Source organism: Xanthomonas sp. WHRI 7945 (assembly GCF_035026585.1).
The window spans coordinates 141,100-160,220 of sequence record NZ_JAYIQP010000004.1 but is presented as its reverse complement, the minus strand read 5'-3'; the positions used below and the strand labels follow the sequence as shown (position 1 = coordinate 160,220).

The window sequence follows — 19,121 nt, the reverse complement described above, 5'->3', positions numbered from 1 at the left end:
CGCTTTGCTTGAACCGGCGCGCAGTCTTGCCGGATGTGGCGGCAGGGTCAGGACGATGTGGCGATGTTTGTCCGAAATCGGCACGAAGCCGTCACGAACAACTTACGATGCTCATTTTCCCTTGTGCGGCAACCACTTGGAGGTCACCACCGAGAACCAGCCGGCGCTCTCGGGCATGCGCATGAAGCCGATGTCGCTACCATCCTCCACCGCCAGCGACGCATACACGTCGCCGCTGTGCGGGTCGATGCTGAAGCCGTTGACCGAACTGAGCCGGTCGCGGTCCAGGCACACGCTGTCGCCGAGCCCGCCACCGATCCGCGCCAGCCGGCTGGCGCACTCGCCGGTCGGGAACAGATAGCGCACCTCGCCGGCAGCGCCGATCGCCCAGGTCCGGTAGCGCCACAGCGACGGCACCGCCGTGTCGACCGCCGCGACGCTGGCCGGGCTCAGCGCGACATCGGCGCGCCACAGGCCGCTGCGCGCCATTCGGGTGAACAGCACCTGCCCGCCGTGCGGATCCATGCGCAGCTGCGAGACGTCGTCCAGTGCGGCCAGCCGCCGCCACGGCTGGCTGCGCCGGTCGTACAGCTGCAGGCGGGTGCGTCCGTTCTCGCCGAGCAGCACCAGCAACTGCGCCGGATCGGCGGTGTACAGCGCCTGCAGCGGCTCGCCGGACGGCACCGGCAGGGGCACGACGCTGCCCGACTGCGGCCGCACTTCGTAGATCACCGAGCGTCCCTGCGCGTCGCGGCCGCTGACCAGCAGCGACTGGCTGTCGGCCGACCACGCCGGCGGCTGCCGGTTTTCAGGGCGCAGCCCTTCGATCAGGCGCAGCGATTGCGGCCGGGTCACGTCGCCCCACCACAGCGCGTAGCTGCCGGAGCGGTCGGAGGTGAAGACCAGCTGGCGGCCATCGGGCGCGATCACCGGCTGGCCGTCGCGCCCGGTGGAGGCGAACAGGCGCTGGCTGTCGCGCTTGCCGCGGCCATCGCCGGCGGCGATGCGATACAGCGCGAACTGCGGGCGCCGGTGCACGAAGCCGAGGCGCCCTCCGTCGCGCGACAGGGTCGGCGACTGCGCGTCGCCCAGGTCCAGATCGCGCAGGCGCCGCGAGGCGGTGTCCAGCCGGTACAGGCGGGTCTCGCTGTCGACCCGGCGTCCGAACACGATGCCGCGGCCGTCCTGGGTCCAGTCCCAACCGCGGATCTCGGCGAACTCGCGGGTCAGCGGCTCGGCGCGGCCACCCGCGGCTGGGATCCGCCACAGGCCGCCCATCTGCGGGTTGCGCACGAACGCGATCCACTGCCCGTCGGGGGAATAGCGCGGCATGTAGTCGAACTCGCCGGCGGCGACCGTGTAGGGCAGCGCGCGCCAGCGGCCGCTGGCCAGGTCGAGCACGCGGATCCCGCGGCCGGGTTGGCGCCCGGTCATGCTGCCGAACAGCAACCCGCGCCCGTCGGGGGTCCAGGCGAAGCTGAGCAGCTCGGTGCCGTCGCAGCGCACCGCCGGGCGCGCCGCGCGATGCCCATCGGCGGCCGCCACCATCACCTGGCACTGGCCATCCGGCCCGAGCCGGGCGAAGGCGATGCGGCCGCCGTCCGGCGACCAGGCCGGCAGGCGGTCGGAATAGCCCGCGCCCGGCACCAGCAGCGGACGCGGCGGCGCGCTGCCGGCGGCACGGCCGGTCGCCTGCACCAGCAGTTGCGTGCCGCCGCGACCCTCGATCCCGGCGGCATACACCACCTGGGTGCCGTCCGGCGACAAGGCCGGCTCCAGTTCGAAGCCCGGCATCGTGGTGATCAGCCGGTACGGCCGCTCCGGGCTGCCGACCACCCGCTCCTGCTCGCCGTCGACCGGATCCGCAGCGCCATGCGGCAGCCACCACAGCAGCATCGCCAGCAGCATCACGCCGGCCCCGGCGACGGCGGCCAGCGCCACCTGCACGCGGCGCGGCGGCGGGCGTGGCGCAGGCGGCACCACGGCCGGCGGCGGCAAGGCGGCGGCAGGCGCCTCGGCGGCGGCGCGTCCGCCGTCGGCCAGCGCCGCAGCGGCCAGCGCAGGCGCGTCCGCCTCCACCTCCGGCAACGCCTGCACCGGCGCCACCAGCCGATAGCCGGTCTTGGCCAGGGTCTCGATGTAGGCCGGCGCGTCGTCCTTGGCGCCGGCGGCGAAGGCCTTGCGCAACTGGGTGACGGCCTGGGTCACCACATCGTTGGTCGGCAGCGTGTCCGGCCACACCTGGGCCAGCAGCGTCTCGCGCTCCACCACCTGCCCCGGTTGCGCCAGCAGCACGCGCAGCACGCCGATCGCCTTGGGTGTGAGCCGCTGCGGCCGGCGCGCGCGCGGCGCATGCACTTCGCGCAGCGACAGCAGCACCAGGCAGTCGCCGACCTGCATCCGGTCGGGAAGCGGCGGGGTGGCGGGGGATGGCGAGGACATGCGCGACTAAGGCAACGACGATCTGCGATGGGGTGGGAACCACGTCACGGCGCGGAGGCGCCATGTGGCGCCAACGGGCAGATTCGGCAAACCAATGCGACGAATGCAGCCAGGCGTGGCGACGCCGACAAATTCTACCCTAGTCGTTGCCGCCGCCAATCGCGGCGAAGCAACTACAGGCTCTCTCTCCGCCGACGACGCTCACATAAACGCTGCAAGATTACGCGCCCACTTGGCGCGTTTTTTTTAGCTGCGATTCAGGCTTTCGGTTTGTGCGTGATGGTGAGCCCAATCAGCCGCGACACCACCAGCGCGATGTACATCACTCCTGCGAACTGTTCGAGCATGACCAGCGAACGCGCCAGCGGCTTCACCGGCACCACATCGCTCAGGCCCACCCCGGACAGCACGCTGAAGCTCAGGTACAGCAGTTCCATCCAGGTTCTGGGCGAGGATGCGTCCACCGCGGCGGTGAAGCTGCCGGGCAGCCACTGCTGGCACACCGAGAACGCGAAGGCGAACGCCCACGCCAGCAACGTGAAGGTCGCGCCGGCCGCATACAGTTCGTCGCGGGTGACCTCGTGGTCCTGCAGCATGTAGGCGATCAGGCTGACCGCGGTATAGAAGTACAACAGGCTTTCCAGCAACTGCGCGAATGCGCCGAGTGTCACGCTGTCGAGCATGGCCGCCGCGATCGACAGCACCACCGACGGCACCGCCAGGCACCAGGCGATCCACAGCATCGACGGGCTGCGGTTGACCACCCACACCGCCAGCGCCAACACCACGATGCCGAATGCGCCGAACAGGGCGCGCCCGGCCGCGGTGTCTTCCATCAGCGGATACAGCAGCAATCCCAGCAATTGCACGCCCAGCAGCAACGCGGACGGGTGGCGGCGCAAGGCGAGCGCGTAGCGGAGCATGCTGAATTCCGGAGGTGACGTGCGCGCATCATAGACAAGCGCACGCCACCACGGCGGCACGCGGCGCTAGCCCTGCCGATAGACCTCGGCGCCGGCGTCCAGGAACTGCGCCGATTTCTCGGCCATGCCGGCCTGCAGCGCGTCGGTTTCGCCGACGCCGTGTTCGGCGGCGTAGTCGCGCACGTCCTGGGTGATCTTCATCGAGCAGAAGTGCGGCCCGCACATCGAGCAGAAATGCGCCAGCTTGTGCGCGTCCTTGGGCAGGGTCTCGTCGTGGAATTCCTTGGCCTTCTCCGGATCCAGGCCCAGGTGGAACTGGTCGTCCCAGCGGAATTCGAAGCGCGCCTTGCTCAACGCGTTGTCGCGCACCTGCGCGCCGGGATGGCCCTTGGCCAGGTCCGCGGCGTGCGCGGCGATCTTGTAGGCCATGATGCCGTCGCGCACGTCCTGCCGGTTGGGCAGGCCCAGGTGTTCCTTCGGCGTCACGTAGCACAGCATCGCGGTGCCGAACCAGCCGATCATCGCCGCGCCGATCGCCGAGGTGATGTGGTCGTAGCCGGGCGCGATGTCGGTGGTCAGCGGCCCCAGCGTGTAGAACGGCGCCTCGCCGCATTCGCGCAGCTGCTTGTCCATGTTCTCCTTGATCAACTGCATCGGCACGTGGCCGGGGCCTTCGATCATGGTCTGCACGTCGTGCTTCCAGGCCAGCTTGGTCAGCTCGCCCAGCGTCTCCAGCTCGCCGAACTGCGCCGCGTCGTTGGCGTCGGCGATGCAGCCCGGGCGCAGCCCGTCGCCCAGCGAGAAGGCCACGTCGTAGGCCTGCATGATCTCGCAGATGTCCTCGAAGTGGGTGTAGAGGAAGTTCTCCTTGTGATGCGCCAGGCACCACTTGGCCAGGATCGAGCCGCCGCGCGAGACGATGCCGGTGACGCGCTTGGCGGTCAGCGGCACGTAGCGCAGCAGCACTCCGGCGTGGATGGTGAAGTAGTCCACGCCCTGCTCGGCCTGCTCGATCAGCGTGTCGCGGAAGATCTCCCAGGTCAGTTCCTCGGCGCGGCCGTCGACCTTCTCCAGCGCCTGGTAGATCGGCACGGTACCGATCGGCACCGGCGAGTTGCGCACGATCCATTCGCGGGTTTCGTGGATGTGCTTGCCGGTGGACAGGTCCATCACCGTGTCGCCGCCCCAGCGGATCGACCACACCAGCTTCTCCACTTCCTCGGCGATGCCCGAACTCACCGCGCTGTTGCCGATGTTGGCGTTGATCTTGGTCAGGAAATTGCGGCCGATGATCATCGGCTCGCTTTCCGGATGGTTGATGTTGGCGGGCAGGATGGCGCGGCCGCGGGCGATCTCCTGCCGCACGAACTCCGGCGTGATCGCGTGCTGGATGCTGGCGCCGAAGGCTTCGCCGGGATGCTGCTGGCGCAGCAGCGCGTCGCGCACCGCTTCCAGCCGCTGGTTCTCGCGGATCGCGACGAACTCCATCTCCGGAGTGACGATGCCGCGCCGCGCGTAGTGCATCTGGGTGACGTTGGCGCCGGCCAGCGCGCGCCGCGGCAGGCGCCGGGCCGGGAAGCGCACCGCGTCCAGCCGCGCGTTGTGCTCGCGGCCGCGGCCGAAATCGGAGCTGAGCTGGGCCAGCGCCGCGGTGTCGCCGCGTTCTTCGATCCAGCGCGCGCGCAGCGGCGCCAGGCCGGCGCGCAGGTCGATGCTCGCGTGCGGATCGGTGTAGGGGCCGGAGGTGTCGTAGACGGTGACCGGCGGGTTGTCCTCGCCGCCGAACAGGGTCGGGGTGCGGGTCAGCACGATCTCGCGCATCGGCACGCGCAGGTCCGGGCGCGAGCCCTCGACATGGATCTTGCGCGAGCCGGCGATCGGCCGCGTCACCGATTCGGAGAGCCGCTCGGCCTGCTGGATCAGCGTGGAGGGGATTGCGTTCATGGCCTTCGTCCTGTGCGAGCCCTTGGCGGGCGGGACGAAGCGGCGGCGCATGCCCGCCGCGCGCACGGAGCCCGGGCGCATGGCATGGCTGCGAAGCTTCCCTACGGCGGTATGAGCCGCGTCAGGTTCGAAGGGACTGTCTCAACCCGCCGGCCGTGTGGCCGCAGGTACCCCCGCTTCGGCACGGATTAGAGCACGAAACGCGCAGCGTCCCAACTCCGTCCCGCCATGCGCCGAACGCAGGCCGCTTCGCTGGCGCCGATCTGGACGCAGTCACACCCGCCGGCCATGATGCGCCCCCATCCCGACCGGACGCTACCGACCATGCCCTCCACCATCGCACGCCGCCCCTTGAGCGACAGCGAGGCCGCCGAACTCCAGGCACGCACCCCGCCGAGCTGGGAGCAGCTGCGCTTCCGTGCCGGCGAGGAAGGCTTCGATGCCTGCGACGGCCCGTTGCTGCTCGATGGCGCGCTGGAGATCGAGGAAAACGTGCTGGTGGTGCTGGGCGACCTGGAGTGCGACATCCTGTTCGTCAACGACATCGCCAGCCTGATCGTCGCCGGGCGGCTGCGCGCCCGCGCGGTCATCGGCAACGGCGGCATCTACGTGCTCGGCGACCTGGACTGCCAGACCCTGGTCGGCCTGTCCTACGGCGATCGCATGTTCGGCTGCGCCGGGCACGCCCGCGTGGGCGCGTTGCTCGAAGACGCGCACACCTTCGCGTTCGTCGGCGGTTTCGAGGCCGACCTGGTCGCGCCGGTGTCCAATGTCCTGAGCCTGCCGGCGGACGCGCGCATCGCGCGCGATTTCAGCGACGGCATGACTCCGCAGCAAGCGCGCGAGGCGTTCGTCGAGGCCGTGCTGGAGGACGACGCGCTCGACATCGACAGCGTCTGCGGCGAACTCTGGGAAGGCCGCTCGCCGCTGCGTTGAGCCTGCGCGTGGCGGCCGGCTGAATCGGCGCACAACCGGGTCCGCTTCTTGTCAGTGCCGCCACGCGCGCAGCGCCTTGCGGCACACCACGGCGAACTGCCGGGCGTAGCCTGGGCCCCACAAGAACGACGACTCTCTCTCCCTGCCACCGGTCATGCCGGTGGCTTTTTTTTGTCCGGCGTCCGCGCGCGGCGCTCACTCCAGCACGTAGGCCACGCGCAAGCCGCCCCAGTGGCGGCCGCGCACGTACACCGGCACCGACAGGTCGAACAGGATCTGCCCGGTGTCGCGCCGGTACACCTGCAGCAGATAGGGCTGGGTGTGGCGGCCGACGCTGCGCCCGACCCGGTCGGTGAACATGCGCTTGGTGCGGTTGCCGACCAGGTCGCGGGCGCGGTCGCCGCTCAGCGGCTGGCTGAAGCGCAGATTGTGGGTCGGCACGTAGCCGTCCGCAGTGGCGCAGATCGCGAACACGATCCACGGATGCGCGGCCAGCAGCGGTTCCTGCAACGGCGGCAGCAGTTCGTCGCACAGCGCGTCGAAGGCGGTGCGGTACTTGGGCGGATCGATGCCCGCGATCGGCGTGTAGTCGGTGGAGAACAACGCCTCCTCGCCGATGCGGCCGCGTGAGATCGCCTCGGCCAGCGCCTGCCCGATCCTGCCGGCGGTGGCCGTCGCCAGTTCGCGGATGCGCGCGTGGCGCGGCTGCTGCATCGGATCGGCCGGCAGCCGGAACAGGCCCACGCAGTCGTGCAGCGTGGCGCTGCCCGCGGCCAACGCCGCGCTGCGCTCGACCACCTGCGCCACATGCTCCAGATTGCTGCGACTGAGCCCGACCACGTGCTCGACCGCGCGGTCGATGCCGCCGATTTCCTCGCTCTGCGCGGCGACGCGGGTGGCCACGGTCTCCATCGCCGCGCTGGCGCGGCCCAGCAGTTGGCCGATGCCGCCGAGCACCTGCTCGGTGCGCTGCGCCGAGGCGGCGCTGTCGTTCAACGCGCTGCCGGTCTCGCCGATGATGGTGCGCACGTCGCGCGCGGCGGCGGCGGCGCGTTCGGCCAGGCGCCGGATCTCGCTGGCGACTACGGCGAAGCCGCGCCCGGCGGCACCGGCATGCACCGCCTCGATGCTGGCGTTGATGGAGAGGATGTTGGTCTGGAAGGCGACCGCGTCGATCACCTCGATGACCTCGGTGGCGCGCGCCGAACGCCGCTCCACTTCGCGCATGGCCTGGCCCAGCGTGCGCGCCGCCTCCACGCCCTGGCGCGCGCTGTCGTCGGCGCTGGCCGCCACCGCGATCACCGCGCGCAGTTCCTGGTCCATCTCCTGCAGGCCCTGCAGCAGCCGCCGGGTGGTCGCCACCACCGTCTGCAACGCCTCCATCTGGGTCTGCGATTGCTGCGCCAGCTCCTCGTTCTCGGCGACCACGTGCGGCACGTCGGCGGCGATCTGCAGCGACAGCGCCACCGCCTGGCGGATCGCCTCGGCCAAGTTGCCGAACCCGGCCGACAGGCGCCGCCCGGCCATCGCCTCGGTGTCCTGCGCGGACAGCGGCGTGCTCAGGCCCAGGTCCAGGTCGCAGCCGGTCAGGCGCTCGCCGACGCGCTCCAGCAGCGCCTGCGCTTCGGCGCCGGCCTGCAGCCGCTGCGCCAGCGCCTGCAGCGCCGGGCTGGTCGCGCCCTGCGCCTGCCCGGCGCCGAGCAGGGCCACGTCGCGCAGCAGCGCGGCGGTCTCCGGATGCGGCAGCGACAGCAGCCAGCCGTCGCCGTCGCGATCGCGCTGGTAGCGCACGCGCCGCGCCGGATCGTCCGCCGACGCCAGCCAGCTGCCTTCGGCGCCGGCCAGCGATGCCAGCGGCAGGCCCCACACCGCGTCGCAGGGTTCGCCGATCAAGCCGTCCGCGTGTACTCCGAGCAGGTCCAGCGCGGCGCGATTGGCGGCGGCGATCCGCCCTTGCGGGTCCAGCCGCAGCAGCGCCACCGGCGCATCCGGCAAGGCCGCGGCGTGTCCGGCGTCAGCATCCGGACTGCGTGTGAACAACGACATCGTCTTCCCCTCCAGGAATTCCACGCCATGGTATCGGCCGCCACCGCGCAACCTGAGGGCATGCGCGCAAGCGCGACCGGCGTCATGCTCGTTCAGGTGCCGGCCGCCGCCCCGCCCGTTCCCGTCTGTCGCACTCTTCGCGGCGGCGAAGACCGTCCGGGGACGCGCACGGCGGCGGAGGTCGTGGCGATTCCCAGGTTCAGCCCGAGATGCGTCGGTCGGCGGTATGCTCTGGCGATACTTCTGCATGGGCGGCATGAAGCACGCTCACGCCATGCGCAGCGGATCGCGCCATAACGGCACCGTGACGATCCGCCCGGTACCCTTGCCTGCTTCGTTCCTGCGTTGCCCTTCACTGCCGCCGCAACGCTTGCAGACCGGCAACCGCTGCGTGCCGCTCGCGCCTGCGCATCGCTGCGAGGCCGGCACGCTCCCTCTCTCGATTCTTGATCGGAGACGCTCCTTCATGGTGTTCCGTATTTCCATCGCGCTGGTGGCCTTGCTGGTGCTGATCGCCGGCCTCGCGCCCGGCCCGTTCGACGACGTGGTGCAGGCGGCGCTGGCCCAGGTCATCCGCGGCGCCGGCTGGATGTACCTGCTGGTGGTGTTCCTGACCCTGGCCTTCATGCTGTATCTGGCCTTCGGCCGCTTCGGCCATCTGCGCATCGGCGGCGAGGACGCCGAGCCGGACTTCTCGCGCGCCAGCTGGCTGTCGATGCTGTTCGCCGCCGGCATGGGCATCGGCCTGGTGTTCTGGGGCGCGGCCGAGCCGATCTCGCATTTCCTCAAGCCACCGGAAGGGCTGGCACCGGAGAGCATGGAGGCCGCACGCGCGGCGATGCGCTACGCGTTCTTCCACTGGGGCCTGCATCCCTGGGCGATCTATGCGCTGATCGGCCTGGCGATGGCCTGGTTCCAGTACAACCGCAACGGCCGCGGGCTGGTCAGCGACATGCTGCAGCCGGTCATCGGCCGCCACCACCGCGGCTGGTTCGGCCACGCCGTGAACATCGCCGCGGTGGTGGCCACCGCGATCGGCGTGGCCACCACGCTGGGCTTCGGCACGATCCAGATCGCCGCCGGCCTGCACCGCGTGTTCGGCGTGCAGGCGAGCATCCCCGTGCAGATGGGCATCATCGCCGTGGCCTTCGTGCTGTACATGGCCTCCACCGCCAGCGGCGTGGAGCGCGGCATCAAGTGGCTGTCCAACTTCAACCTGGCGCTGGCCGCGCTGCTGCTGGCCGCGGTGCTGGTATTGGGCCCGACCGGCTTCATCTTCGACGCCTTCACCACCACGCTGGGCTCCTATCTCAACCAGCTGGTGACGATGAGCCTGCGCATGTCGCCGTTCTCCGGCAGCAAGTGGGTGGCCGAATGGACCATCTTCTATTGGGCATGGTGGATCGCCTGGGCGCCGTTCGTCGGTGCGTTCATCGCCCGCGTCTCGCGCGGACGCAGCATCCGCGAGTTCGTGGTGGGCGTGGTGCTGGCCCCGACCCTGCTCGGCTTCGTGTGGTTCTCGGTGTTCGGCGGCGCTGCGCTGTGGGCGCAGCTGTTCGGCCACGTCGACATGCTGCAGGCGCTGGGCAACGGCTACGAGACGGTGCTGTTCACCCTGTTCGACAGCCTGCCCGGTTCGCTGCTGCTGTCCAGCGTGGCGTTGCTGTTGCTGACGATCTTCTTCGTCAGTTCGGCCGACTCGGCGGTGCTGGTGCTGGCCAGCATGTCCACCGACGAGGCCGGCGACCCGCCGCTGGCGCGCAAGCTGGTGTGGGGCGTGGCGGTGGCGCTGATCGCGGCGGTGCTGTTGCTGGCCGGAGGCCTGGACGCGCTGCAGGGCATGATCACCATCGCCGCGCTGCCGTTCGCGGTGCTGATGGTGCTGGTGATCGTTTCGCTCTACCGCGTGCTGGACGCCGAGCACACCCGCGAACGCCGCCGCGCGCAGCGTACCCGGCACATGATCGAGGCATGGATCGCCCGCGAACAGGCGGCGCAGGAACAGACGCGCGGCGAGGCGGAACGCGCGCAAGCGCAGGAGTGAGCGCGCGGGCTGGCCTGGCGCGTCCAGCGGCCGGCCCGCGCGCGCCAGGCCAGCCCGCGGCGCCGGCTCAGTAGCCGGCGGCCTGGCCGTCCTTGCGGCTTTCCGAGGCGCCGTAGTACACGCCGCTGGCCGGATCGCGGGCGATCGCCTGGTAGCCGCCGTACGGGCCGTCGGCGAAGATCACCCGGTGGCCCTTGCGCATCAGCGCGCGGACCGTGTCGTAGGAGAAGCCCGTCTCCAGGTTGAGCTCGCCGCCATCGCGCATCGCCGCGGCCTGCCCGGTCGGTTCGGTGGAGCCTTCGTGCTGGATGCGCGGCGCATCGCCGGCTTCCTGCAGGTTCATGTGGAAATCGACCAGGTTCATCACGATCTGCACGTGGCCCTGCGGCTGCATCGCCCCGCCCATCACCCCGAAGCTCAGCCACGGCTTGCCGTCCTTGGTCACGAACGCCGGGATGATGGTCTGGAACGGACGCTTGCCCGGCGCGTAGCCGTTGGGATGATCTTTCTTCAGCACGAACATCTCGCCGCGGTCCTGCAGGATGAAGCCCAGTCCCGGCGGCGCCATGCCGCTGCCCATGCCGCGGTAGTTGGACTGGATCAGCGACACCATCATGCCGTCGGCGTCGGCCACGGTCAGGTAGATGGTGTCGCCCTCTTCCAGCTGCTTGGGCGTGCCCGGCTGCACTTCCTTCAGCGCCTTGTCCATCGAGACCAGCGCGCGGCGCTGCGTGGCGTAGTCCTTGGAGAGCAGCCTGGCCAGCGGCGCCGGCTGGAACGCCGGATCGGCATAGAAGCGCGCGCGGTCGGCGAAGGCCAGCTTCTTGGCCTCGGCGAACAGATGGATGTGCTCGGCCGAGCCGAACGCGATCTTGGAGAAATCGTAGCCCTCCAGGATGTTGAGCATCTGCAGCGCGGCGATGCCCTGGCTGTTGGGCGGCAGCTCCCACACGTCGTAGCCGCGGTAATTGGTGCTGACCGGCTCGACCCATTCGCCGTGGTGGCTGGCCAGGTCCTCGTAGCTGAGGAAGCCGCCGTTGGCCTTGAAATAGGCGTCGATGGTGCGCGCGATCTTGCCCTTGTAGAACGCGTCGCGGCCGCCATCGGCGATCTGCTGCAGGGTGTCGGCCAGGTTCGGGTTCTTCCACAGCTCGCCCTTGCGCGGCGCATGGCCGTCGATGGTGAACTGCTCCTTGAAGCCGGGATACTGCGACAACCGCGGCACCGAGCGGTCCCAGTAATAGGCGATGGTCTCGGCAACCGGATGGCCTTCGCGCGCGTAGCGGATCGCCGGCGCCAGGTTCTGCGCCATCGGCCTGCGACCGAAGCGCTCGTGCAGCGCGAACCAGCCGTCCACCGCGCCCGGTACCGACACCGGCAACGGCCCGGTCGGCGGGATGTCCTTCAGTCCGCGGCGCTGGAATTCGGCCAGGGTCAGCGACTTGGGCGAGCGGCCCGAGCCGTTGTAGCCGTAGAGCTTGCGCGTCTTCGGATCCCACACGATCGCGAACAGGTCGCCGCCGACGCCGTTGCCGGTCGGCTCCATCAGGCCGAGCGCGGCGTTGGCGGCGATCGCCGCGTCCACCGCCGAACCGCCCGCCTGCATCGTGTCCAGCGCGATCTGCGTGGCCAGCGGCTGCGAGGTGGCGGCCATCGCGTGCGGCGCGATCACTTCCGAACGCGTGGCGAACGGCTGCCCGGTGATGCGGTCGGCCGCGTGCAGCGACGGCGGCACGGCGAGCGCGGCGCACAGCAGCGCCAGGCGGATCGTCGGAATGGACATGCGCAACTCCCCTTGGTGGATACCGCGCCACCCTACCCGACGCGGCCGCGTCCTGCAGCGGCGATGCATCAGCGGTGGCGATGCCGGGCACGATGCGACGCCGGATCGGCATCGCGACCGGCACTGGCGGTGCCTGCGGACATGCTTACTTACGCAGCGCTTACGCGCGGCTTACGTGGCGGTTACGGCGCGGGCCTATCCCTGCATCGCGCATGCCTGCCGCATGCGTACCCGCGTCATCCGGCGCGGGGCCGTCATGCGGATCACCCGGCCATGCTCCCCCCCTTTCGACGCATCGCGCTCGGCGCCGCGATGCTGCTGCCCGCCGCGGTGGCGCCCGCCGACGCCGGGCCCGCCTCGCCGGCACGCCTGAGCGCTGCCGCGGCACGACCGCTCGGCGGCATCAGCGGCCTGCCGCTGTGCAGCGCCGATGTGCGCGACCTGCTGCTGGCGCCGGTCGCGCGCGCGGCCCATGCCGTCCCCGCGACCGACGCCGTGCCGGCCGATTGCCGCGGCGCAGCCAGTGCCGCGCGCTGCCTGCGCACGCACGGCACCGATCGCGACGGCCCGGCTGCCGGCGGCGCCGCATGAGCACGCGCGCGGCCAAGCGTCGATCTTGCCGGCCCATTCCGGCGATGCGATGCCTGCGCCGCCTTCCGCTCGCGCGAAGACGCCGCAGCGTTCCCCGCCCGAACGCTTGCGGTCGGCGGAATATCGAGAGGTTGTGGATGGCATCCAGCCAGCGGGCGACGCCGTCGGCCGGTCGCGCGTGTCGCGACTGACGTCGCTCCCACAAGATGGTGCCTGCTAGCGCGTCGCCTGCAACCGGGTTGGCGACGGAACAGCCTTGTCTGCCGTTGCGCGCAAGCGCTCAGCCTGGCGGCACGATGCCCGCGCGCAGGGCCGCGGCCAGAAGGGCGGTATCGGTCGCCGGTGCCACGCCCAGTTCGCGGCGCAGCCGGCGCTGCAACTGCTCGAATTCCAGCCATGCCAGCTCGGGCGCGCCGGCGCTGGCCAGCGTGCGCATCAGCCCGCGCGCATAGCGTTCGTTGCACAGGTCCAGCGCCGCCAGACGCCGCGCCAGGCCGATGGCCGGGCGCAGCTGCCCGGCCGCCAGCAGCGCATCGCGGCGGCGTTCCAGCCAGCATGCCGAATACGCCGCGCACTGCGCGCGCGCCGCCTGCAGCCAGCTCTGGAACTCGCTGCAGTCGTCCAGCTCGATGCCCTCCAGCAGCATGCCGCCGGCATCGCCGGCGCTGCCCGCTTGCAGCGCATCGGTGTCGCAGTTGGCGCGCGGGTCCAGCGACAGCGTGGCGCGCGTGCACCGCAGCCACGCTTCGCGATCGATCGCGCGCAGCGCGCGGCGCAGGTCGCCGACCACTTGGCGCAGGTTGGTCAGCGCCGCAGGCTCGGGCAGCGTCGGCCACAACAGGCAGGCCAGCGCCGCGCGCCGATGCGCGCGCCGCTGCAACGCCAGGTAGGCCAGCAGCGCCCAGCTCTTGCGATAGCGCAGGTCCACCACCTGCACGCCGCCGCCCAGCGCCGGCTCGCCGAGCAGGCGGATCGCCGTGACCTCGGCGGCATCGTCCACGGTCGACGCGCCGTCCGGCATCCACAGCGCGCCGGGCGCGCTGTCCGTGTCGTGGCCCATTCGGTGTGGCCGATCCATGCCGCCCCCTTGCCGTGATGCGCCGTCGCCCGCGCTGCCCACCGGCACGAACCGTGACCGGCATCCCGCCCCGCGCCGCAATGCGGCCCCGGGGTTCGGCAGCGACTATGCCCAGGCGGCAGGGGCGCCGCTTGATCGCTCTTGCGGTGCGGTGGTCAGCCCTGCAGCGGCAGCACCACGTCCAGGTCGTGGCGGCCATCGCGCGGGCGCCATGGCGGCTGGCGGAAGAACTGGTAGCCGCCGTTGGCGTCGGCGGCGAAGGTCTCGCCGGCGCCGTGCAGCCAGGCGAAGCTCAGCGCGCGGTAGCTGTGGAACAGCTCGGTGTAGGCGCCCTGGTGGCGCAGCGACACGTAGCGCCCGGGTTCGAAATCGATCGCGGTCAGCGCGCTGCCGCCCGCGTCGATGCCGGTGTCCACGATCGCGCAGTCGTAGCGCAGCATCGGTGCCGGGGTGATCTCGGGCGTGTCCTTGATCACGCCGACCGCTTGGCACGCATCCGGGTCGACGCCGATCCCGCGCAGGACCTCGGCGAAGCGCCGCCAATAGTCCTCCACCTCGGTCCACGGACCGAAGAAGCGCAGTGCCAGCAGGCGCTGGCCGCCGTGCCGGGCCACGCGCGCCTGTGCGGCGCGTTCGGCGTCGCCCGGCGCCGGACCGACCGACACCTGCCGCGCGAAGGCGCGGTACTGGCTGGGCACCAGTCCGAACTGGCGCTGGAACGCGCGGATGAAGGCCTCGTGGCTGGCATAGCCGCAGGTCAGCGCGATGTCCAGCACGGGCGTGTTGCTCATCGCCAGGTTCATCGCCGCGCGGTCCAGGCGCACCCGGCGCAGGTAGGCGCTCGGGGTCTCGCCCATGGCCTCGAGGAACGTGCGCTGGAAATGGAACGGGCTCAGCCCGACATGGCCGGCGATTGCATCCAGCGACAGCGGCCCGGCCGGGTTGCGCTCCATCAGCCGCAATGCGGCGGCGATGCGCGCATCGTCCAGCAGCGTCGGCAACGGCGCCTTGCGCTGCAGGTGCGGCGCCGCAGCCGGCGGCGGATCGCCGAGCAGGCTCCACTCATAGGCGATGCGTTCGGCGCTGGCGGCCTCGTCGGGCGCGGCGGGCGGTTGTTCGTCGGTACGATCCATCGGCAGGCTCCGGCAGGGGCGGATATTGTCGTCGCTGCGCGGTACGCCCGCACCTGCCGGCGACGGGCCATCGCGATGCCATGCCGCCGCGCGCTTGCCGCGCCTGGAACGGTGATCCCTCACCTTGCGCGCAACCGGTCACAGGAAGCGGCACCGATGGAATCTGCGCAGGCATCGCATGCACTGGCGCTTCAACCGACGGTGCGACGGGAGGTCGCCGATCACCTGCGTCGCGGCTCATGGCCGACCCCGGCCAAGGCTGCTTTAGCGCGGTGGCGCGAACTCGATCGGCCAATAGTGGAAAGGCGTTGGTTGCGCGCATCGAGGCAGCGTTCTTGCAGCGCTCACCAGTGGAAAGCGCAGCGAAACCGCCTAGCGCGACGCCAGCGCCTGGCCGGCGAGCAGGCGACGCAGCGCGTCGGCCTCCGGCGCCAGCTGCGCGGTCAGCACCGGCTGCGCCTGCCGCAGTTGCGCCTGCGCCTCGCCATGGCGTCCGGCGGCGAGCAGAGCCTCGGCCAGCGCGACCCGCGACATCGCCGTCGGCACCGCGTCCGCGCCCAGTTCGGTCTGGTTGGCCTGCACCAGCCGCTGCCAGTCGCGTACCGCCTGCGCCACGTCGCCGGCGCGCTGCGCCAGTTCCGCGGCGAGCGCGTCGCGGCGTCGCTGCAGTTGCGGCGACGGCCATCCCGACGCCGGTTGCAGCGCGTCCAGTTCGCGCCGCGCGCGCGTCAGGTCGCCGCGGCGCATCGACCATTCGATCCGGGTCATGCCCTGGATCAGCCGCCGTGGATGATCGGCCGGGTACAGCCGCGCCATGCCGTCGGCGGCGCGCGTCAGCAGCGGCTCGGCTTCCGCCAGACGGTCCTGGCGCATCAGCATGCGGCCGAGGTTGCCTTCGGCGTTGAGCGTCATCGGATTGTCCGCGCCCAGGCGCTGGCGCCGGATCTGCCACGACTGCCGGTACAGGGCTTCGGCCGTGGCCAGCGCGCCGCGCGATTCTTCCAGCGTGGCCAGATTGTTGAGGTAACGCGCGTGGTCGACGCTGCCCTCCAGTCCCAGCCCGGGCAACAGCGCCAGCGCGCGCGCGTAGTGGCTGCGCGCGGCGGCGTAGTCGCCGGCATCCTGCTGCACCGAGGCCAGTTCGTTCTCCGCGCTGGCGACCTGCTCGCTGCGCTCGCCGTACAGCGCGCGCGCCAGCTCCAGGTTCTGCGCCAGCTGCGCCGCGGCCGCGCCGAGCGCGCCCTGTTCGGCCAGCGACTGCGCCAGCGCTTCGGCGCTGTTGAGATAGTCGACGCTGCGCGTGCCGTACTCGCGCTGCTTCATCGCCAGGGCCTGGCGAAACCACTGCTCGGCCTGGGCGTACTGGCCCTGCGCCTTGAACACCAGGCCAAGGTTGTGCAGCACGGTGGCCACGCCGCCATCGACCTTGACCCCGGGCTGCCGGCGCAGCGCCAGCGAGCGCTGCAGCATGGCCTGCGCCTCGGCATAGCGCGCGGCGCGGTGCAGGCCCAGCCCCAGCGCATTGGTCGCCTTGGCCAGCGCATCGAGATCGCCGCTGCGCGTGGCCAGCGCCAGCGCCTGCCGGCCCGCCGCCTGCGCATCGTCGCCGCGTTCGCCATTGGCCAGCAGCGTCGCCAGATCGCTCCACGCCGCCGCCGCCAGCGCGGGCTCGTCGACCTGCGCGCTCTGCAGTTCGGTCGCCGCCTGGCGCAGCATCGCCTCGGCGCGTTCTTCCTGGCCGAGATTCATGTAGGCCAGGCCCAGCGTCGCGCGCAGCCGCGCGCGCACCGCCGGCGACTGCGCCAGTCCCTGGTCCAACTGCATCGCGCAGCTGTCCAGCACCTGCCGCGCGCTGATGGTCTCGGTGCCGCGGGCGCCGCGCTTGCGCGGATCGGCGGCATCGAACGCGGCGGTGAGGAACTGGCTCACCTGCTGCGCGATCGCCGCTTCGCGCTGCGCCTGCGCGCGCGTATCGAGCAGCCGCCACATGAAGCCGCCGCTGAGCAGCAGCATCGCCGCGACCGCCGCGCTCTCCTTCCAGCGCCGGCGCAACAGCCGCGACAGCGCATAGCGGCGTCCGCCGCGGCGCGCATGCACCGGATAACGGCCGAGATAGCGCTGCAGATCGGCGGCGAGGTCGGCGACGTTGGCATAGCGCTGCGCCGGATCCGCCGCACAGGCCTTGGCCGCGATCGCGTCCAGATCGCCGCGCAGTTTCCGGCGCAGCGCCGGCAGCTGCGTCAGCGCGCTGGGTCGCGGGCAGGCGCCGGCGCTGGTCTGCGCCGGCAGGCGTTGCCCGGCCAACACTTCCACCAGCATCACGCCCAGGCTGTAGACGTCGCCGGCCACGCCCACCGGCTGCCCGGCCAGCAGCTCCGGGCTGGCGTAGGGCGGCGTGCAGAAGCGCCCGCGCTCGGCGCCGTCGGCCGCGTCCTGCAGCCGGGCGATGCCGAAGTCCAGCAGCACCGGCTCGCCGTCGGCGCGGACCAGCACGTTGCCGGGCTTCAGGTCGCAGTGCAGCACCAGGCGCTGGTGCGCCGCCTGCACCGCACGGCAGATGCGCAGGAACAGCTGCAGCCGCGCCGGCAGGTCCGGCGCCTGCGCCTGCAGGTAGCGGTCCAGGGCGACGCCGTCGACGTACTCCATCACCAGGTACGGCTGTCCGCCCGGGGTGGCGCCGCCGTCGTACAGGCGCGCGATGTTGGGATGCTGCAGGCTCGCCAGGATCTGCCGTTCGGCGGCCAGCCGCTGCGCGGTCAGCGCGTCGGGCAGGCCGCGCAGCAGTTTCACCGCCACCTGCCGCTGGTACTGCTCGTCCGCGCGCTCGGCGACGAACACGCTGCCCATGCCGCCGCTGGCCAGGAAGCGGGTCAGCCGCCACGGGCCGAGCCGGTCGCCCACCCCCAGTTCCGGCGCGGCCATGCGCCCGGCCAGCGCCCGCAACGGCTCGGCCAGTTGCTGCAGCTGCACGGTCTGCGCGGCGAGCAGGTCCAGCACCTCCTGCACCAGCGCCGGATCGTGGCTGAGCCGCTCCAGGGTCGGCTGCCACTGCGGCGGCGGCAGGTCGCAGACCGCTTCGAACAAGTGCCGCACCTGTTGCCAGCGTTCGCTCATGGGCGGCCCGGTTCGGCGCTGAGTTCGCGCTTGAGCCAGGCGCGGGCGATGCGCAGGTCGCGCTCGACGGTCGGCACCGACACCTCCAGCAGGCAGGCGATCTCGTCGTGGGTCATGCCGCCGAAATAGGCCAGCTCCACCGCATGCGCCGCGCGCGGATCGAACCCGGCGAAGCGCTGCAGCGACTGGTGCAGGGCCAGCACCTGGTATTCCTCGCTGGCCGCGGCGCCGTCGTGGTCGGCATGCGACAGGGTCATCATCATCGCCCCGCCGCCGCGCTTGGCGGCCAGGTTGGCGCGCGCGTAGTCGACCAGCACCGCGCGCATCTTCAACGAGGCCAGGGCGAAGAAATGCACGCGGTCGCGGTATTCCACGTTGGCGTCGAGCATGCGCAGCAAGGCCTCGTGGACCAGTGCGGTCGGCTGCAGCAAGGCATCGTCGTGGCGCGCGGCCATGCGCGCGGCGGCCATGTCGCGCAGCGCGGCATAGACCAGCTCCAGCAACTGCGCCTCGGCCTGGGCGTCGCCGCCGCGCCAGCGCTGCAGCAGGCGGGTGACCTGCTCGCTGTCGGCCACCGCCGACGCGGAGGCCTTGCGCGCGACAGCCACGGGAAGAGGTTCGGAGTGCATGCGCCGGATTCGTCGAACGGGAAAGGGCGGCCTGCCGACGACCGCATGGCAGGAGCGGCGCCAGATTACCGCAGGATCGCGACCGCCTGTTGACGCCGGATGGCATGCCCCAGCGAAGCGCGCCCGGAGCGGATATTCCGCGCAATCGGCCACGCGTGCGCTGTGCCGGAGCACCGTTTCAGGCGTAACGATGCTGTCCTGGTGCGGCTTTCGGCACATTCGCCAGCGCGCATCGGCGACGGGGTTGACAGTGCCGCAAAGCCCATGTTTATCTCGCTGCATGTTGCATCGCCACACCAGCCCGAAGCCGACCCGCCTGCCCGCCGCGCTGCGCGCGGACGCCGCCGCGTCGCTCCTCGTACTCGTGCTTATTACCTCGCCCACAAGTGCGGGACGAACCGGCGTGTAAGCGACAAGCAGCCTGGATTCGATCAGACCCCGCACCGGCAACGGCGCGG

12 protein-coding genes and 1 riboswitch are annotated in these 19,121 nt (G+C 71.4%); of the genes, 3 read left to right on the top strand and 9 right to left on the bottom strand.

Going from position 1 to position 19,121, the window contains the following annotated elements:
- Positions 1-111: 111 nt before the first annotated feature.
- The 3 genes from VDQ83_RS05105 to thiC form a co-directional block, all read right to left on the bottom strand.
- Positions 112-2,442, bottom strand: coding sequence for a winged helix-turn-helix domain-containing protein (locus VDQ83_RS05105; protein WP_455434099.1), 2,331 nt, complete (start codon positions 2,440-2,442; stop codon positions 112-114).
- A gap of 257 nt (positions 2,443-2,699) precedes the next feature.
- The gene (locus tag VDQ83_RS05100; RefSeq protein ID WP_263395641.1) at positions 2,700-3,365 is read right to left on the bottom strand and encodes an ion channel; all 666 of its coding nucleotides are present in this window, start codon (positions 3,363-3,365) and stop codon (positions 2,700-2,702) included.
- Positions 3,366-3,431: 66 nt separating this feature from the next.
- The gene (gene thiC / locus VDQ83_RS05095; protein WP_455434098.1) at positions 3,432-5,309 is read right to left on the bottom strand and encodes a phosphomethylpyrimidine synthase ThiC; all 1,878 of its coding nucleotides are present in this window, start codon (positions 5,307-5,309) and stop codon (positions 3,432-3,434) included.
- 80 nt (positions 5,310-5,389) lie between these two features.
- A riboswitch (TPP riboswitch) is annotated at positions 5,390-5,494 on the bottom strand.
- 139 nt (positions 5,495-5,633) lie between these two features.
- On the opposite strand from thiC, the gene VDQ83_RS05090 reads away from it, so the two are divergent.
- On the top strand, positions 5,634-6,245 hold the full coding sequence (locus VDQ83_RS05090) for a hypothetical protein (protein ID WP_455434097.1): 612 nt from the start codon (positions 5,634-5,636) through the stop codon (positions 6,243-6,245).
- Between the two features lie 195 nt (positions 6,246-6,440).
- Here VDQ83_RS05090 and VDQ83_RS05085 read toward each other — a convergent pair whose 3' ends face one another.
- Positions 6,441-8,291: a methyl-accepting chemotaxis protein gene (locus VDQ83_RS05085; RefSeq protein ID WP_455434096.1), complete on the bottom strand. Its 1,851-nt coding sequence runs from the start codon at positions 8,289-8,291 to the stop codon at positions 6,441-6,443.
- Positions 8,292-8,757: 466 nt separating this feature from the next.
- Between VDQ83_RS05085 and VDQ83_RS05080 the strand changes: the two genes are divergently transcribed.
- On the top strand, positions 8,758-10,335 hold the full coding sequence (locus VDQ83_RS05080) for a BCCT family transporter (RefSeq protein ID WP_455434095.1): 1,578 nt from the start codon (positions 8,758-8,760) through the stop codon (positions 10,333-10,335).
- Positions 10,336-10,402: 67 nt separating this feature from the next.
- Here the strand turns inward: VDQ83_RS05080 and ggt are convergent, their stop codons facing one another.
- Complete coding sequence (gene ggt, locus VDQ83_RS05075) at positions 10,403-12,118, bottom strand: gamma-glutamyltransferase (protein ID WP_455434094.1); 1,716 nt, start codon at positions 12,116-12,118, stop codon at positions 10,403-10,405.
- A gap of 273 nt (positions 12,119-12,391) precedes the next feature.
- On the opposite strand from ggt, the gene VDQ83_RS05070 reads away from it, so the two are divergent.
- A complete protein-coding gene (locus tag VDQ83_RS05070) occupies positions 12,392-12,709 on the top strand; it encodes a hypothetical protein (RefSeq protein ID WP_455434093.1) in 318 nt (105 codons plus the stop codon).
- Between the two features lie 280 nt (positions 12,710-12,989).
- On the opposite strand, the gene VDQ83_RS05065 is transcribed toward VDQ83_RS05070, so the two are convergent.
- From VDQ83_RS05065 to VDQ83_RS05050, 4 genes are all read right to left on the bottom strand, one after another.
- Positions 12,990-13,769, bottom strand: coding sequence for an AfsR/SARP family transcriptional regulator (locus VDQ83_RS05065; RefSeq protein WP_455434092.1), 780 nt, complete (start codon positions 13,767-13,769; stop codon positions 12,990-12,992).
- A gap of 173 nt (positions 13,770-13,942) precedes the next feature.
- On the bottom strand, positions 13,943-14,920 hold the full coding sequence (locus tag VDQ83_RS05060) for a helix-turn-helix domain-containing protein (RefSeq protein ID WP_455434091.1): 978 nt from the start codon (positions 14,918-14,920) through the stop codon (positions 13,943-13,945).
- 372 nt (positions 14,921-15,292) lie between these two features.
- On the bottom strand, positions 15,293-18,034 hold the full coding sequence (locus VDQ83_RS05055; protein WP_455434090.1) for a tetratricopeptide repeat protein: 2,742 nt from the start codon (positions 18,032-18,034) through the stop codon (positions 15,293-15,295).
- Complete coding sequence (locus VDQ83_RS05050; protein ID WP_263395651.1) at positions 18,031-18,663, bottom strand: ECF-type sigma factor; 633 nt, start codon at positions 18,661-18,663, stop codon at positions 18,031-18,033. Before VDQ83_RS05050 ends, VDQ83_RS05055 begins: the two co-directional genes overlap by 4 nt.
- Positions 18,664-19,121 lie beyond the last annotated feature (458 nt).

Coding starts and splice junctions, on each gene's coding strand:
- VDQ83_RS05065 (WP_455434092.1), bottom strand. CDS start 13,769: ATGGGCCACGACACGGACAGCGCGCCCGGCGCGCTGTGGATGCCGGAC.
- VDQ83_RS05100 (WP_263395641.1), bottom strand. CDS start 3,365: ATGCTCCGCTACGCGCTCGCCTTGCGCCGCCACCCGTCCGCGTTGCTG.
- VDQ83_RS05085 (WP_455434096.1), bottom strand. CDS start 8,291: ATGTCGTTGTTCACACGCAGTCCGGATGCTGACGCCGGACACGCCGCG.
- VDQ83_RS05080 (WP_455434095.1), top strand. CDS start 8,758: ATGGTGTTCCGTATTTCCATCGCGCTGGTGGCCTTGCTGGTGCTGATC.
- VDQ83_RS05055 (WP_455434090.1), bottom strand. CDS start 18,034: ATGAGCGAACGCTGGCAACAGGTGCGGCACTTGTTCGAAGCGGTCTGC.
- VDQ83_RS05090 (WP_455434097.1), top strand. CDS start 5,634: ATGCCCTCCACCATCGCACGCCGCCCCTTGAGCGACAGCGAGGCCGCC.
- thiC (WP_455434098.1), bottom strand. CDS start 5,309: ATGAACGCAATCCCCTCCACGCTGATCCAGCAGGCCGAGCGGCTCTCC.
- VDQ83_RS05105 (WP_455434099.1), bottom strand. CDS start 2,442: ATGTCCTCGCCATCCCCCGCCACCCCGCCGCTTCCCGACCGGATGCAG.
- VDQ83_RS05060 (WP_455434091.1), bottom strand. CDS start 14,920: ATGGATCGTACCGACGAACAACCGCCCGCCGCGCCCGACGAGGCCGCC.
- VDQ83_RS05070 (WP_455434093.1), top strand. CDS start 12,392: ATGCTCCCCCCCTTTCGACGCATCGCGCTCGGCGCCGCGATGCTGCTG.
- ggt (WP_455434094.1), bottom strand. CDS start 12,118: ATGTCCATTCCGACGATCCGCCTGGCGCTGCTGTGCGCCGCGCTCGCC.
- VDQ83_RS05050 (WP_263395651.1), bottom strand. CDS start 18,663: ATGCACTCCGAACCTCTTCCCGTGGCTGTCGCGCGCAAGGCCTCCGCG.